Genomic DNA, 12,279 nt, shown 5'->3' on the forward strand with positions numbered 1-12,279 from the left:
GTTTAGATCGGGTCCAGCGGCAGCTTGAGTTTGGCAGCCAGCGCCTGGGCTTCAAGGTGCCCGGCAGGGGCCAGCAAGTGCAGTTCTGCCCCGGCCCGTTCAGCCATCGCCTGCGCTTCGCACACCAGTCGTTCAGCAACACCCCGGCGACGGGTGACTTTTCGCACGCACAATTGAGACAGTTGCCAGGTGTTCGAGTGCCGTTTCAGGCGTGCCGCACCGAGCAACCGATCATTGAAGCTGCCGGCGATCAGTGTGCCATCAAGCAGGCTGTCTTCGATCAGTTGTGCGGCGCCTTCAAACGGTGCAAACAGCCAATGGGGTGCATCGTGGTAAATCTTCTGTAGATCCTGCTGATCCTGATAACTGGGGTCGCGCAGTGATTCAACGACGATGGGCATAGGGTTTCCTTTGAAAGGGCGAGCCAGGTCGTGCGGCCGGCGGGTGAAAGGGGGGGCGTGCAGTTGGAGCAGATGGCCCATGAAAGGGCGATATCAGTCTGGTTTTTCGGTTGCGGGCAAATGGTAACCTCTGCCCATTCGTCCGTCCCTCTGTGACCCATTGTGGCGCCCAACGGGGATTCACTCAATAAAATGGCCATGCCTGCGTGCAACGAGGCCGTGGCTGAAAGGTTGCCTGACTCTGTGGGAGAGATCCCAGCGCTTGTACTGACATGTATATCCCCGCAGGCATTGGGTTCAGCCCGTCAGGGATATCACCTCGCGTGTTTCTGTTTGCCGCTCGCGTGCCTATAATGGCTGCCTTTTTCGCCCAATGATTTTGCGGAGCTGGTGATGGCCGAACGTAAGGCGTCCGTCGAGCGCGACACTCTGGAAACCCAGATCAAAGCCTCGATCAACCTGGATGGCACCGGAAAGGCCCGATTCAATATCGGTGTTCCCTTCCTTGAGCACATGCTGGACCAGATCGCCCGTCACGGGTTGATCGACCTGGATATCGAGAGCAAGGGCGACCTGCATATCGACGACCACCATACGGTGGAAGACGTCGGTATCACCCTGGGTCAGGCCTTCACCAAAGCCATTGGCGACAAGAAAGGCATCCGTCGCTACGGTCATGCCTACGTGCCGCTCGATGAAGCGCTGTCGCGCGTGGTGATCGACTTCTCCGGCCGTCCTGGCCTGCAGATGCATGTTCCCTATACCCGTGCGACGGTCGGCGGCTTCGACGTTGATTTGTTCCAGGAATTTTTCCAGGGCTTCGTCAACCACGCCAACGTGACCTTGCACATCGACAATCTGCGTGGGCACAACACCCACCACCAGATCGAAACCGTGTTCAAGGCCTTCGGCCGCGCATTGCGCATGGCCGTTGAGCTGGATGACCGCATGGCCGGGCAAATGCCGTCGACCAAGGGCGTTCTGTAATGCAGACGGTCGCGGTTATCGATTACGGCATGGGCAACCTGCACTCGGTGGCCAAGGCCCTCGAGCATGTAGGGGCCGGCAAGGTGCTGATCACCAGCGATGCCAATGTGATTCGCGAAGCCGACCGGGTGGTTTTCCCCGGTGTCGGCGCGATTCGCGATTGCATGGCGGAGATCCGTCGCCTGGGCTTCGACTCGCTGGTGCGTGAAGTCAGCCAGGACCGTCCGTTCCTCGGCATCTGCGTGGGCATGCAAGCCTTGCTTGAGCACAGTGAAGAGAACGACGGCGTCGACTGCATCGGTCTGTTCCCGGGCCAGGTGAAGTTCTTCGGCAAAGGCCTGATCGAGGACGGCGAACACCTCAAAGTTCCTCACATGGGCTGGAACGAAGTGAAGCAGGCGGTGGATCACCCGCTGTGGCACAACATTCCGGATCTGGCGCGCTTCTACTTCGTGCACAGCTACTACATCGCCGCCGGTAATCCGCGCCAGGTGGTGGGTGGCGGTCACTACGGTGTCGACTTCGCTGCCGCGCTGGCCGAAGGCTCGCGTTTTGCCGTGCAGTTCCACCCGGAGAAGAGCCATACCCATGGCCTGCAGTTGCTGCAGAACTTCGCGGCGTGGGACGGTCGCTGGTAAATGGCAGTCAAGAAGAAGCCGCCGATCCTGACCCTCACTCCCGAGCAGGAGAGCGAGGCCAATCGCAAGATCAAGCGTTTCATGGAAGATCGCTTTGAACTCGACCTGGGCTCGTTCGAGGCGGCCGAGATTCTTGAGTTGTTTACCCGCGAAATTGCTCCGCACTATTACAACAGGGCGATTTTCGATGTGCAGACACACCTCAAAGAGAGGTTTGAAAGCATCGAAAGCGACCTGTGGGCGCTCGAGAAGAACTGATTTCCGAGCCAAGCTGAACATTCAATTTTGAAGGTTTGCCAGATGCTGATTATTCCCGCTATCGATCTCAAAGACGGTGCCTGTGTTCGTCTGCGCCAGGGCCGCATGGAAGATTCCACGGTGTTCTCCGATGACCCGGTGAGCATGGCTGCCAAGTGGGTGGAGGGCGGTTGCCGTCGTCTGCATCTGGTCGACCTGAACGGCGCCTTTGAAGGTCAGCCAGTCAACGGCGAAGTCGTCACCGCCATTGCCAAGCGCTACCCGAACCTGCCGATCCAGATCGGCGGCGGCATTCGCTCGCTGGAAACCATCGAGCACTACGTCAAGGCCGGCGTGAGCTACGTGATCATCGGCACCAAGGCCGTGAAAGATCCGGCCTTTGTTGCCGAAGCCTGCCGCGCGTTCCCGGGCAAGGTGATCGTCGGCCTGGATGCCAAGGACGGCTTCGTTGCCACCGATGGCTGGGCTGAAATCAGCACCGTGCAGGTGATCGACCTGGCCAAGCAGTTTGAAGCCGACGGCGTGTCCGCGATCGTTTACACCGACATCGCCAAAGACGGCATGATGCAAGGCTGCAACGTGTCGTATACGGCGGCACTGGCCGCGGCGACACGGATTCCAGTGATTGCATCCGGCGGCATCCACAACCTGGGTGACATCAAGTCGCTGCTCGACGCCAAAGCGCCGGGGATCATCGGCGCTATCACGGGCCGCGCGATTTATGAGGGCACTCTGGATGTTGCTGAGGCTCAAGCTTACTGTGATGGCTACTCGGCCAGCTCCAAGCTGTAAGCTGCAAGCTGCAAGTTAAAAGCGCGACCGCGATCCGCTCTTACTTGCAGCTTGTAGCTTGTAGCTTGCAACTCTTAATCGGAGATTAAGTATGGCTCTGGCCAAACGCATCATCCCTTGCCTGGACGTGGACAACGGCCGGGTCGTCAAAGGCGTGAAGTTCGAGAACATCCGTGACGCCGGCGATCCGGTGGAAATTGCCCGTCGCTACGACGAGCAAGGTGCCGACGAAATTACTTTTCTCGACATCACCGCCAGCGTCGATGGCCGCGACACCACGTTGCATACCGTTGAGCGCATGGCCAGCCAGGTGTTCATCCCATTGACCGTGGGCGGTGGCGTGCGCACGGTGCAAGACATCCGCAACCTGCTCAATGCCGGCGCGGACAAGGTCTCGATCAACACCGCCGCCGTGTTCAACCCTGAGTTCGTCGGTGAGGCCGCGCAGCATTTCGGCTCGCAGTGCATCGTCGTTGCCATCGACGCCAAAAAGGTTTCACTGCCGGGCGAAACCCCGCGCTGGGAGATCTTCACCCATGGTGGTCGCAAACCTACCGGGCTGGATGCGGTGGAGTGGGCGAAGAAAATGGAAGGGCTGGGTGCCGGCGAAATCCTGCTGACCAGCATGGACCAGGACGGCATGAAAAACGGCTTCGACCTGGGCGTGACCCGCGCCATCAGTGATGCACTGGGGATCCCGGTGATCGCCTCCGGCGGCGTCGGCAACCTGCAGCACTTGGCCGACGGCATCATCGAAGGCCATGCCAGTGCGGTATTGGCTGCGAGTATTTTCCACTTCGGCGAATACACCGTCCCGGAAGCCAAGGCCTATATGGCGGCACGCGGCATCGTCATTCGGTAAAGGCCGGTGGACAGCATGGCGGGCTCAAGGCAAGCTTGGGCACGCCATGGATTCCGGTAGCCCGACATGCTCAGACGCTTGCTCTTCGTTCTCGCCAGTGCTTCGTTACTGCTTGCCACTGCTGTACAGGCGGCAGAAAAAACCAACCCCGACCTGGTGTTGCTGACGGAAAACTTCCCGCCTTACAACATGGCGAAAAACGGCAAGAACTTCGCTCAGGATGAGAACATCAACGGCATCGCCGTGGATATCGTCCGCGAGATCTGCAAGCGCGCCAACGTCACCTACAGTCTGACACTGCGTTTCCCCTGGGAGCGTATCTACAAGCTCGCCCTCGAGAAACCTGGCTATGGCGTATTCGTCATGGCGCGTCTGCCGGACCGCGAGAAACTCTTCAAATGGGTTGGCCCGCTGGGACCGGACGACTGGATCATGCTGGCCAAGGCCGATAGCAAGATCGTTCTGGAGTCCCTGGAGCAGGCGCGCAAATACAAGATAGGTGCCTACAAGGGCGATGCGATTGCCCAAACCCTGTCCAAGCAAGGCATGGCACCGATCGTGGTGCTGCGCGATCAGGACAATGCGAAGAAGCTGGTCAACGGCCAGATCGATTTGTGGGCCACTGGCGACCCCGCGGGGCGTTACCTGGCGCGTCAGGAAGGCGTGACCGGCCTCAAGACCGTGCTGCGGTTCAACAGTGCCGAGCTGTACCTGGCGCTGAACAAGGACGTGCCGGACGAGGTGGTCGCCAGGCTTCAGGCCGCGCTGGATGAGCTGCGCAAGGAAGGTGGGGTGGACGACATCATGGCGCGGTATCTGTAGGCTTCAATGATTGTTCCACACAGAGCGTGGGAGCGATCTGAATCAGCGGTAAACCCCATCCTTCCCGTGCCCGGCCATCGCCTTGTTGCCGCGTACGCTGATCATCTGCCTGATATCAATCCAGTCGATGCCCTGGGCCTTGAGCCTGGGCAGCTCGCGCTCCAGCACTGCCAGGGTCTGGGGGTAAGGGTGGCCGATCATTACCGCTGAACCCTGCTTGCGCGCCAGGTTGATGGCGGTTTGCAGTTGCGCGTAGATCGCCGCCTCGGTGCGTTCGTCATCGAGGAACACGTCCCGCGACACGCTGGCCAGCCCGATCTTCTGTGCCTCGGCAGCGGCAACGGTCTGCGCGCTGGTACGGCTGTCCACAAAGAGTTTGTGCCGCTGCTGCAGCTCGGCCATCAACCAGGTCATGGCCGGTCGCTGGGCGGTCATGCGGCTGCCCATGTGGTTGTTGATGCCGGCGGTGTAAGGCACGGCCTTGAACGCCGCGTTCAGGCGTTTCTCAAGCTCTTCAACGGGCAACTCGGGGTGCCAGGCGAACGGGCCGGTGGCCGGGTCCATGGGCATGTGCAGGATGACGATCTTACCGGCGCGGTGGGCTTCCCGGGCAAATTCGGCGGCGTGGGGGGTGTCGGGCATGATGGCGGTGGTCACCGGGCCGGGTAGCGCCAGCACGCGACGATCACGGGGCAGGTTCTGCCCCAGGTCATCGATGATCAGGCTCAGGTAAGCCTTGTGTGGTGTTGAGTCGGGCAGGGCGGGCGCCGCGTGAACAGCACCCGCCAGGCAGCACAACAGCCCCAGCCATAACCGCCAGCGCATCTCAGCGACTGCGGGTGATGCTCAGGCCTTTGAGCAGGCTCAGCGCCTGGGCCAGTTGGTAGTCGTCATCCTGCGGCATCGGCTTGGCCTTGGCGCCCGTACGGCTTGGCTTGTCGGCGCCGCCGTTGCCATTGCCCAGGTGACCTTGCAGGTCGGCTTCCTTGAAGTACTCGCCGTCCTGCTCGCTGGTGATCTTGGCTTTGCGTACTTCGATGTCCGGGACGATACCCTGGGCCTGGATCGAGCGCCCGTTCGGGGTGAAGTACAGCGCGGTGGTGATCTTCAGCGCACGGTCATTGTTCAGTGGCAGTACGGTTTGCACCGAGCCTTTACCGAAGCTGGTGGTGCCCATCACGACCGCGCGTTTTTGATCCTGCAGGGCACCGGCGACAATTTCCGAGGCCGAGGCGCTGCCGCCGTTGATCAGTACGACCAGCGGTACCGCTTCGCTTTCATCCTTGCCCGTGGCCGAGAAGCGCAACTCGGAGTTGGCGATGCGGCCCTTGGTGTAAACGATCAGGCCTTTGGTGATGAAGTGGTCGACCACCTCCACCGCCGATTGCAGCACGCCGCCCGGGTTGTTACGCAGGTCGAGCACAATGCCTTTGAGCTTCTTGCCGTTTTCCTTGCGTAGCTTGGCCAAGGCCTGAGAGACCTCTTCGCCGGTCTTGACCTGGAACTGGGTGATGCGGATGTAGCCGTAGCCCGACTCCAGCAACTGGGCCTTCACGCTTTTGACCTGGATAGTCGCGCGGGTCAGGGTGACGTCAAACGGAGTGCCGCCGTCGCGCACCAGGGTCAGGGTGATCTTCTCGCCGATCTTGCCGCGCATCTTGTCCACGGCTTCGGTCATGCTCTGGCCGCGAGTGGGCTGGCCGTTGATCTTGACGATGAAGTCGCCAGCCTGAATGCCGGCCTTGGAAGCTGGGGTGTCATCGATGGGCGATACGACTTTGATGAAGCCGTCTTCGGCGCCGATTTCGATGCCCAGGCCGCCGAACTCGCCACTGGTGCTTTCCTGCAGGTCGGCGAAGTCTTCCGGTCCCAGGTAGGCCGAGTGCGGGTCGAGGTTGCCGAGCATGCCCTTGATGGCATTTTCCAGCAGCGTCTTGTCATCGACTGGTTCGACGTAGGCCGCCTTGATCCGGTCCATCACCTCGGCGAAGGTACGCAGTTCGTCCAGCGGCAATGGCGCCTTGGTCGTCGCGGCCGAGGCCGACGAGGCAGGTTCAGCGGCAAACGCCAAAGGCGCACCGATCACCAGGGCGATCGTCAGGGCCAGCGAGGTAAGGCGGGACAAATGCAGCATGTCGAACGAACTCCTGAATGAGAGGGTGCGCTTATCCTTGCGCACGGCACCACTGGGCGGGATCACTCGGGTGACCCTGCTGGCGAATGGCAAAATACAGCGCGGGCGTATCCTGGCCGCCACTGTTACCGACAGTGGAGATAGACTCGCCAGCCTTGACCACATCGCCCGCCGACTTAAGCAGGGTCTGATTGTGGCCGTACAAACTCAAATAACCGTTGCCGTGGTCGAGAATGACCAACAGGCCCGCGCCGCGCAACCAGTCGGCAAACACCACGCGACCTCCATGGACAGCATGGACCTGGCTGCCGGCCGAAGCGCTGATCATCACGCCATCCCACTTGGCCCGGGCATCGTCGCCGCGACTTTCGCCGAAACGTGCCAGCAATCGACCATCAACTGGCCAGGGAAGTTTTCCCCGGGTTGACCCAAAAGGACCGCCAAAGGTTTCACCGGAGCTTGAAACCAGTGCGCCAGGCGTTGAACGGGCGGGTTTACGTGGGGCATCAGTGGCATCCGCCTGAGCCTCACGTAAACGCTTTTTTTCGGCTTCCTGCTGGGCGATCAGCGCTTTTTGCCGCGCTTCTTCCGCCTCCCGGGCCTGGCGAGCCAGGGTTTCCTCGATGGTTTTGAGCACTTTAGACAGGTCGGCCTGGTCCTGCTCGCGGGCTTGCAGCTTCTGGTCGCGGGCTTTTACGTCGCTGTTGAGCTTGGCCAGGACTTGCTGGCGCTCCTTGCGGACTTTCTCGAGTTCGTCGCGCTGGCTGTCCAGGCTGCTTTTCTGTACCAGCAACTGGGCTTGTTGCAGGGCAATATCCTGCTCGACGTTGGCCAGTTGGCGCAGGGTTTCGTTGAAATTCTTCAGCTGCTCCAGGCGGGCCTGGCTCAGGTAGTCGTAATAGGTGAGGGTGCGCGCGAATTTCTCGGGGTTCTGCTGGTTGAGCAGCAGCTTGAGATACTCCTGGCGGCCGTTCTGGTAGGCCGCGCGAGCCTGGGTGGCAATTAGTTGTTGCTGTTCAATGCGCGCGCTCTGGAGTTTTTTTTTCTCGGTATCGAGTCGCTGCAGCTCGGATTCGCTCTTTTTCATCTCTTTTTGCAGGGCATCGACCTGCTTCTCGAGCTTGCCCATCTCGGTCTCGGTGCCCTTGAGGTCTTTCTGCACGCCGGACTTTTCTTCCTGCAGCTTGCCCAGCAGCTTTTTCAGCTCGGCAATGTCCTGACGCGTAGCGTCCAACTGTTGTTGGGTTTGTGCGCGCTCGTCAGCAAAAGCCGGTTGGAGCAGGCAGGTCAGGGCGAGGGCAATCAGGACGCGTAGCATAGAGGCGGGCGACACCGGGGGAAAAAAGACAGCCTAGTATGCCCGCCATGAACCGCAAAAAAAACGCCTCAAAGCCAACTGCTTTGAGGCGTTCGTCATAAAAAGCGGTTTATAGCCCTTTATTGAAGCGTTTTGAGCGTTAAACCAGGATCGAGGTGCCGGTCATCTCGGCAGGCTTTTCCAGTCCCAGCAGCTTGAGCATGGTCGGAGCCACGTCGGCCAGTACGCCGCCTTCGCGGACCTTGAGGTCGCGCTTGCCGAAATAGATGAACGGCACAGGCTCGGTGGTGTGGGCTGTGTGGGCCTGGCCGGTGGACTCGTCGGACATTTGCTCGACGTTGCCATGGTCGGCCGTGATCAGCGCTTCGCCGCCGACTTTTTCCAGTGCTTCGACGATGCGCCCCACGCACAGGTCCAGGCATTCAACGGCTTTGACGGCCGCCTCGAACACGCCGCTGTGGCCGACCATGTCGCCGTTGGCGTAGTTGACCACGATCACGTCGTAACGCTGGTGTTCGATGGCATCGACGATCTTGTCGGTGACTTCAGGTGCACTCATCTCAGGCTGCAGGTCGTAGGTCGCGACTTGCGGCGAAGGGATCAGGATGCGCTCTTCGCCCGGGAACGGGTCTTCACGACCGCCGGAGAAGAAGAAGGTCACATGGGCGTATTTCTCGGTTTCGGCAATGCGCAGCTGGGTCTTGCCGTTCTTCGCCAGGTAGTCGCCCAGTACGTTTTCCAGGCTGCCCGGGGCAAAGGCCGACGGTGCCGGGATGCTGGCGGCGTATTGGGTCAGCATGACAAAACCGGCCAGTTTTGGCTGGCGGGTACGTTCGAATTCCTTGAACCCGTCTTCGACGAACACGCGGGTCAGTTCGCGGGCACGGTCTGCGCGGAAGTTCATGAACACCACGGCGTCGCCGTCTTCGACTTTCACCGGCTCGCCAATAGTGGTGGCCTTGACGAATTCGTCGCTTTCGCCACGCTCGTAGGCGGCTTGCAGGCCTTCCTGGGCGGTGGCGGCGTTGAACTCACCCTTGCCGTCGACGATCAGGTTGTAGGCCTGGGAGACGCGATCCCAACGGTTGTCGCGGTCCATGGCGAAGTAGCGACCCACCAGGCTGGCGATGCGGCCCTTACCCAGGGTCCTGAAGGTTTCGTCCAGCAGTTCGATCGACGATTGGGCGCTTTTCGGTGGTGTATCACGGCCATCGAGGAAGGCGTGCAGGTAGATCTTCTCGGCGCCGCGCTTGAAGGCCAGCTCGGCCATGGCAATCAGATGGTCCTGGTGGCTGTGAACGCCACCATCGGACAGCAGGCCCATGAAGTGCACGGCCTTGCCGGCGGCAACGGCCTTGTCCACGGCTGCGCAGATGGTCGGGTTCTCGAAGAACTCGCCGTCGCGGATGGCTTTGGTCACGCGGGTGAAGTCCTGGTACACCACGCGGCCGGCGCCGAGGTTCATGTGGCCGACTTCCGAGTTGCCCATTTGCCCGTCCGGCAGGCCGACGTCCATGCCCGAGCCCGAGATCAGGCCATTCGGTACAGTGGCGTACAAACGGTCGAGGACCGGCTTCCTGGCCGCGAAGATGGCGTTGGACTCCTGGCTCTCACTGTGACCGAAGCCATCGAGAATCATCAGGACCAAAGGTTTAGGCGTGGTAGGCATAGATTCCACTCGTGGCTGAGTTAAAAAAGGGGCGATGGAAAAGGGAGTGGCAGTTTAAAGCGAAGTTCCGGTGCCGTCACCGCCGGACGGGGTTTGGCCCACCATAGTGGCTGTGTATACTGGCCGACATTTTAACGCCCTGGAACCTCCTTCGATGGTTGATCACCTGATTGCATTTGCCACTACCCACTATCTGCTTGTCGGCATCTTCGCCGTTCTGCTGGCGTTGCTGATCGCCCACGAGATGAAAGGCGGCGGCCGCAGCCTGAGCACTGGCGAACTGACCGGGCTGGTCAACAAAGACACAGGCGTGGTGATCGACATTCGTTCGAGCAAGGATTTCGCCGCCGGGCACATTGTTGGCGCGCTGAACATTCCTCACGACAAACTGACTGCTCGTGTGGGCGAACTGGAAAAGCACAAGGCCAAGACCATCATCCTGGTCGACGCCATGGGCCAGACCGCCGGTACCCACGCTCGCGAACTGATGAAATCCGGCTTCACCGCCGCCAAGCTGTCCGGTGGGATCTCCAGCTGGAAAGCCGACAACCTGCCGCTGGTGAAGTGATATGTCGAACGTCGTCGTCTATTCCAGCGATTACTGCCCCTACTGCTCGCGAGCCAAGTACCTGCTTGAGAACAAGGGCGTAGCCTTCGAAGAGATCAAGGTCGATGGCAAACCGCAGGTGCGTGCCGATATGGCCAGCAAGGCCGGACGTACGTCCGTGCCGCAGATCTGGATCGGCGGCACTCATGTGGGTGGTTGTGATGATCTGTTTGCCCTGGACCGCGCCGGCAAGCTCGACGCGCTGCTCAAGGCCTGACTGCTCCGTTCAAGAACAAGCAAACCTAAAAGACCCAAGATCAAGAAGGATCTGCGATGACTGACCAACAGAACACTGCTGCCAACGAAGAAGAAACTGCACCGCAATTCTCCCTGCAGCGCATTTACGTTCGTGACCTGTCCTTCGAAGCCCCGAAAAGCCCGGCGATCTTCCGCCAGCAGTGGGAGCCGAGTGTCGGTCTGGACCTCAATACCCGCCAGAAGGCTCTGGAAGAAGACTTCCACGAAGTCGTGCTGACCCTGTCGGTTACCGTGAAAAACGGTGACGAAGTGGCGTTCATCGCTGAAGTCCAGCAGGCCGGTATCTTCCTGATCAAGAACCTCGACCCGGCGTCGATGAGCCACACCTTGGGTGCTTTCTGCCCGAACATCCTGTTCCCTTACGCCCGTGAAACCCTGGACAGCCTGGTTACCCGTGGCTCGTTCCCGGCACTGATGCTGGCTCCGGTGAACTTCGATGCGCTGTACGCGCAAGAACTGCAGCGTATGCAGCAGGACGGCACACAGACCGTTCAATAAGCATTCGATGCCGTAACGAAAAAAGCGCCGTGACAGGCGCTTTTTTCATGGGTCTGCCATTGCTCGTTCCCACGCAGAGCCTGGGAGCGATCCGCCGGGTGTTACTTGAAGCCCAGCTGACGCCAGCCCTCGTACACGGCAACCGCGACGGTGTTGGACAGGTTCAGGCTACGGCAGCCTTCGCGCATGGGCAGGCGCAGGCGCTGGCCGTCTGGCAGGGCGTCCAGTACCTCGGCCGGCAAGCCACGGCTCTCCGGGCCGAACAGGAACGCATCACCCTCGGCGAAGCTGGCGTCGTGGAATGGCCGCGAGCCCTTGGTGGTGAAGGCAAACAGGCGTGGGTGGCCGAGACTTTCCAGACAGCTGGCGAGGTCGGCGTGGCGCTGCAGGGTGGCATACTCGTGGTAATCGAGGCCGGCCCGGCGCAGGCGCTTGTCATCCATCTCGAAGCCCAGCGGCTCGATCAAATGCAGGTGGCAGCCACTGTTGGCGCACAGCCTGATAACGTTGCCGGTGTTCGGTGGAATTTCCGGTTGAAAAAGGATGACGTGAAACATGCACGGCTCCGCAGGTAAAGATGGGCAGCATTCTACGCCTGAAGTGGACTCGCGACCGAAGCTATTCCCACGGGTAATGGCCTCGCTGGCGATTGTCGGCCTGATGGTGGGCTTGATGGTTGGCCGCCTGAGCAGCCCCGAGCCGACCGAACTGCAGCAGGTCGAGGTGACGGGCGATGGCCTGGTGGTGTGGTTCAACAACGAACCCGGGACGCACGGCGAGTTGATCGACGGTAGCGTCGCGCTGCTGTTCGAGGCCGAGGGCAAGGCGCAGAAAGGCCAGCTCAGGCTCAATGGCAAGGACGTGAACTGGCGGGTACGGGTAAGTGACAAGGGGCTGTTGCTGACACTGGTGGCGGCCCGGCCATTGAAGGGCGACTGGGCCGGCAGCGAGGTGGACGATCGCTGGCGATTGGAGATCCGTCTCCAGGAGCAATAAAGAGGGAATCCCGGCCTGCCTGTACCAAGGACCCCAAAG

General features: G+C 60.6%; 16 protein-coding genes. 10 read left to right on the plus strand and 6 right to left on the minus strand.

Going from position 1 to position 12,279, the window contains the following annotated elements; all coding sequences use genetic code 11:
• Nucleotides 1-2 precede the first annotated feature (2 nt).
• The gene (locus CKW29_RS07325; RefSeq protein WP_095148213.1) at nucleotides 3-401 is read right to left on the minus strand and encodes an acetyl-CoA sensor PanZ family protein; all 399 of its coding nucleotides are present in this window, start codon (nucleotides 399-401) and stop codon (nucleotides 3-5) included.
• Between the two features lie 393 nt (nucleotides 402-794).
• Between CKW29_RS07325 and hisB the strand changes: the two genes are divergently transcribed.
• The 6 genes from hisB to CKW29_RS07355 all read left to right on the plus strand — a co-directional run bounded on the left by hisB (nucleotide 795) and on the right by CKW29_RS07355 (nucleotide 4,760).
• Nucleotides 795-1,388, plus strand: coding sequence for an imidazoleglycerol-phosphate dehydratase HisB (gene hisB / locus CKW29_RS07330; RefSeq protein ID WP_095077941.1), 594 nt, complete (start codon nucleotides 795-797; stop codon nucleotides 1,386-1,388).
• Nucleotides 1,388-2,026, plus strand: a complete 639-nt coding sequence (gene hisH / locus CKW29_RS07335) for an imidazole glycerol phosphate synthase subunit HisH (protein ID WP_095148214.1) — start codon at nucleotides 1,388-1,390, stop codon at nucleotides 2,024-2,026. Before hisB ends, hisH begins: the two co-directional genes overlap by 1 nt.
• Nucleotides 2,027-2,284 (plus strand): DUF2164 domain-containing protein, encoded by a 258-nt coding sequence (locus tag CKW29_RS07340; RefSeq protein ID WP_095077943.1) that lies wholly within the window; start codon nucleotides 2,027-2,029, stop codon nucleotides 2,282-2,284.
• Between the two features lie 42 nt (nucleotides 2,285-2,326).
• Nucleotides 2,327-3,076, plus strand: coding sequence for a 1-(5-phosphoribosyl)-5-[(5-phosphoribosylamino)methylideneamino]imidazole-4-carboxamide isomerase (hisA, locus tag CKW29_RS07345; RefSeq protein WP_095148215.1), 750 nt, complete (start codon nucleotides 2,327-2,329; stop codon nucleotides 3,074-3,076).
• A gap of 91 nt (nucleotides 3,077-3,167) precedes the next feature.
• A complete protein-coding gene (hisF, locus tag CKW29_RS07350; protein WP_095144577.1) occupies nucleotides 3,168-3,938 on the plus strand; it encodes an imidazole glycerol phosphate synthase subunit HisF in 771 nt (256 codons plus the stop codon).
• A 66-nt stretch (nucleotides 3,939-4,004) separates the two neighbouring features.
• Nucleotides 4,005-4,760, plus strand: coding sequence for an ABC transporter substrate-binding protein (locus CKW29_RS07355; RefSeq protein ID WP_095144578.1), 756 nt, complete (start codon nucleotides 4,005-4,007; stop codon nucleotides 4,758-4,760).
• Nucleotides 4,761-4,802: 42 nt separating this feature from the next.
• On the opposite strand, the gene CKW29_RS07360 is transcribed toward CKW29_RS07355, so the two are convergent.
• The 4 genes from CKW29_RS07360 to gpmI form a co-directional block, all read right to left on the minus strand.
• Nucleotides 4,803-5,585: a divergent polysaccharide deacetylase family protein gene (locus CKW29_RS07360; protein ID WP_095148216.1), complete on the minus strand. Its 783-nt coding sequence runs from the start codon at nucleotides 5,583-5,585 to the stop codon at nucleotides 4,803-4,805.
• A 1-nt stretch (nucleotide 5,586) separates the two neighbouring features.
• Nucleotides 5,587-6,894, minus strand: coding sequence for a S41 family peptidase (locus tag CKW29_RS07365; protein ID WP_095144580.1), 1,308 nt, complete (start codon nucleotides 6,892-6,894; stop codon nucleotides 5,587-5,589).
• A 31-nt stretch (nucleotides 6,895-6,925) separates the two neighbouring features.
• Nucleotides 6,926-8,212, minus strand: coding sequence for a murein hydrolase activator EnvC (locus CKW29_RS07370; protein ID WP_095148217.1), 1,287 nt, complete (start codon nucleotides 8,210-8,212; stop codon nucleotides 6,926-6,928).
• A gap of 139 nt (nucleotides 8,213-8,351) precedes the next feature.
• On the minus strand, nucleotides 8,352-9,881 hold the full coding sequence (gene gpmI / locus CKW29_RS07375; RefSeq protein ID WP_095148218.1) for a 2,3-bisphosphoglycerate-independent phosphoglycerate mutase: 1,530 nt from the start codon (nucleotides 9,879-9,881) through the stop codon (nucleotides 8,352-8,354).
• Nucleotides 9,882-10,035: 154 nt separating this feature from the next.
• Between gpmI and CKW29_RS07380 the strand changes: the two genes are divergently transcribed.
• From CKW29_RS07380 to secB, 3 genes are read left to right on the plus strand one after another with little or no spacing between them, the layout of a single operon-like run.
• Nucleotides 10,036-10,449: a rhodanese-like domain-containing protein gene (locus tag CKW29_RS07380; RefSeq protein ID WP_095148219.1), complete on the plus strand. Its 414-nt coding sequence runs from the start codon at nucleotides 10,036-10,038 to the stop codon at nucleotides 10,447-10,449.
• A gap of 1 nt (nucleotide 10,450) precedes the next feature.
• A complete protein-coding gene (gene grxC, locus CKW29_RS07385) occupies nucleotides 10,451-10,705 on the plus strand; it encodes a glutaredoxin 3 (protein ID WP_095148220.1) in 255 nt (84 codons plus the stop codon).
• 56 nt (nucleotides 10,706-10,761) lie between these two features.
• Nucleotides 10,762-11,244 (plus strand): protein-export chaperone SecB, encoded by a 483-nt coding sequence (gene secB, locus CKW29_RS07390; protein ID WP_095144584.1) that lies wholly within the window; start codon nucleotides 10,762-10,764, stop codon nucleotides 11,242-11,244.
• 101 nt (nucleotides 11,245-11,345) lie between these two features.
• Here the strand turns inward: secB and CKW29_RS07395 are convergent, their stop codons facing one another.
• On the minus strand, nucleotides 11,346-11,801 hold the full coding sequence (locus CKW29_RS07395) for a tRNA (cytidine(34)-2'-O)-methyltransferase (protein WP_032862277.1): 456 nt from the start codon (nucleotides 11,799-11,801) through the stop codon (nucleotides 11,346-11,348).
• Here CKW29_RS07395 and CKW29_RS07400 point away from each other — a divergent pair.
• Nucleotides 11,800-12,240, plus strand: coding sequence for a hypothetical protein (locus tag CKW29_RS07400; protein WP_095148221.1), 441 nt, complete (start codon nucleotides 11,800-11,802; stop codon nucleotides 12,238-12,240). The two genes, CKW29_RS07395 and CKW29_RS07400, sit on opposite strands and share 2 nt — an antisense overlap.
• The last annotated feature ends 39 nt before the right edge of the window (nucleotides 12,241-12,279 follow it).

Source organism: Pseudomonas sp. Irchel s3a18 (genome assembly GCF_900187535.1).
Classification (GTDB): Bacteria; Pseudomonadota; Gammaproteobacteria; order Pseudomonadales; family Pseudomonadaceae; genus Aquipseudomonas.

Coding starts and splice junctions, on each gene's coding strand:
- CKW29_RS07325 (WP_095148213.1), bottom strand. CDS start 401: ATGCCCATCGTCGTTGAATCACTGCGCGACCCCAGTTATCAGGATCAG.
- hisB (WP_095077941.1), top strand. CDS start 795: ATGGCCGAACGTAAGGCGTCCGTCGAGCGCGACACTCTGGAAACCCAG.
- hisH (WP_095148214.1), top strand. CDS start 1,388: ATGCAGACGGTCGCGGTTATCGATTACGGCATGGGCAACCTGCACTCG.
- CKW29_RS07340 (WP_095077943.1), top strand. CDS start 2,027: ATGGCAGTCAAGAAGAAGCCGCCGATCCTGACCCTCACTCCCGAGCAG.
- hisA (WP_095148215.1), top strand. CDS start 2,327: ATGCTGATTATTCCCGCTATCGATCTCAAAGACGGTGCCTGTGTTCGT.
- hisF (WP_095144577.1), top strand. CDS start 3,168: ATGGCTCTGGCCAAACGCATCATCCCTTGCCTGGACGTGGACAACGGC.
- CKW29_RS07355 (WP_095144578.1), top strand. CDS start 4,005: ATGCTCAGACGCTTGCTCTTCGTTCTCGCCAGTGCTTCGTTACTGCTT.
- CKW29_RS07360 (WP_095148216.1), bottom strand. CDS start 5,585: ATGCGCTGGCGGTTATGGCTGGGGCTGTTGTGCTGCCTGGCGGGTGCT.
- CKW29_RS07365 (WP_095144580.1), bottom strand. CDS start 6,894: ATGCTGCATTTGTCCCGCCTTACCTCGCTGGCCCTGACGATCGCCCTG.
- CKW29_RS07370 (WP_095148217.1), bottom strand. CDS start 8,212: ATGCTACGCGTCCTGATTGCCCTCGCCCTGACCTGCCTGCTCCAACCG.
- gpmI (WP_095148218.1), bottom strand. CDS start 9,881: ATGCCTACCACGCCTAAACCTTTGGTCCTGATGATTCTCGATGGCTTC.
- CKW29_RS07380 (WP_095148219.1), top strand. CDS start 10,036: ATGGTTGATCACCTGATTGCATTTGCCACTACCCACTATCTGCTTGTC.
- grxC (WP_095148220.1), top strand. CDS start 10,451: ATGTCGAACGTCGTCGTCTATTCCAGCGATTACTGCCCCTACTGCTCG.
- secB (WP_095144584.1), top strand. CDS start 10,762: ATGACTGACCAACAGAACACTGCTGCCAACGAAGAAGAAACTGCACCG.
- CKW29_RS07400 (WP_095148221.1), top strand. CDS start 11,800: ATGCACGGCTCCGCAGGTAAAGATGGGCAGCATTCTACGCCTGAAGTG.
- CKW29_RS07395 (WP_032862277.1), bottom strand. CDS start 11,801: ATGTTTCACGTCATCCTTTTTCAACCGGAAATTCCACCGAACACCGGC.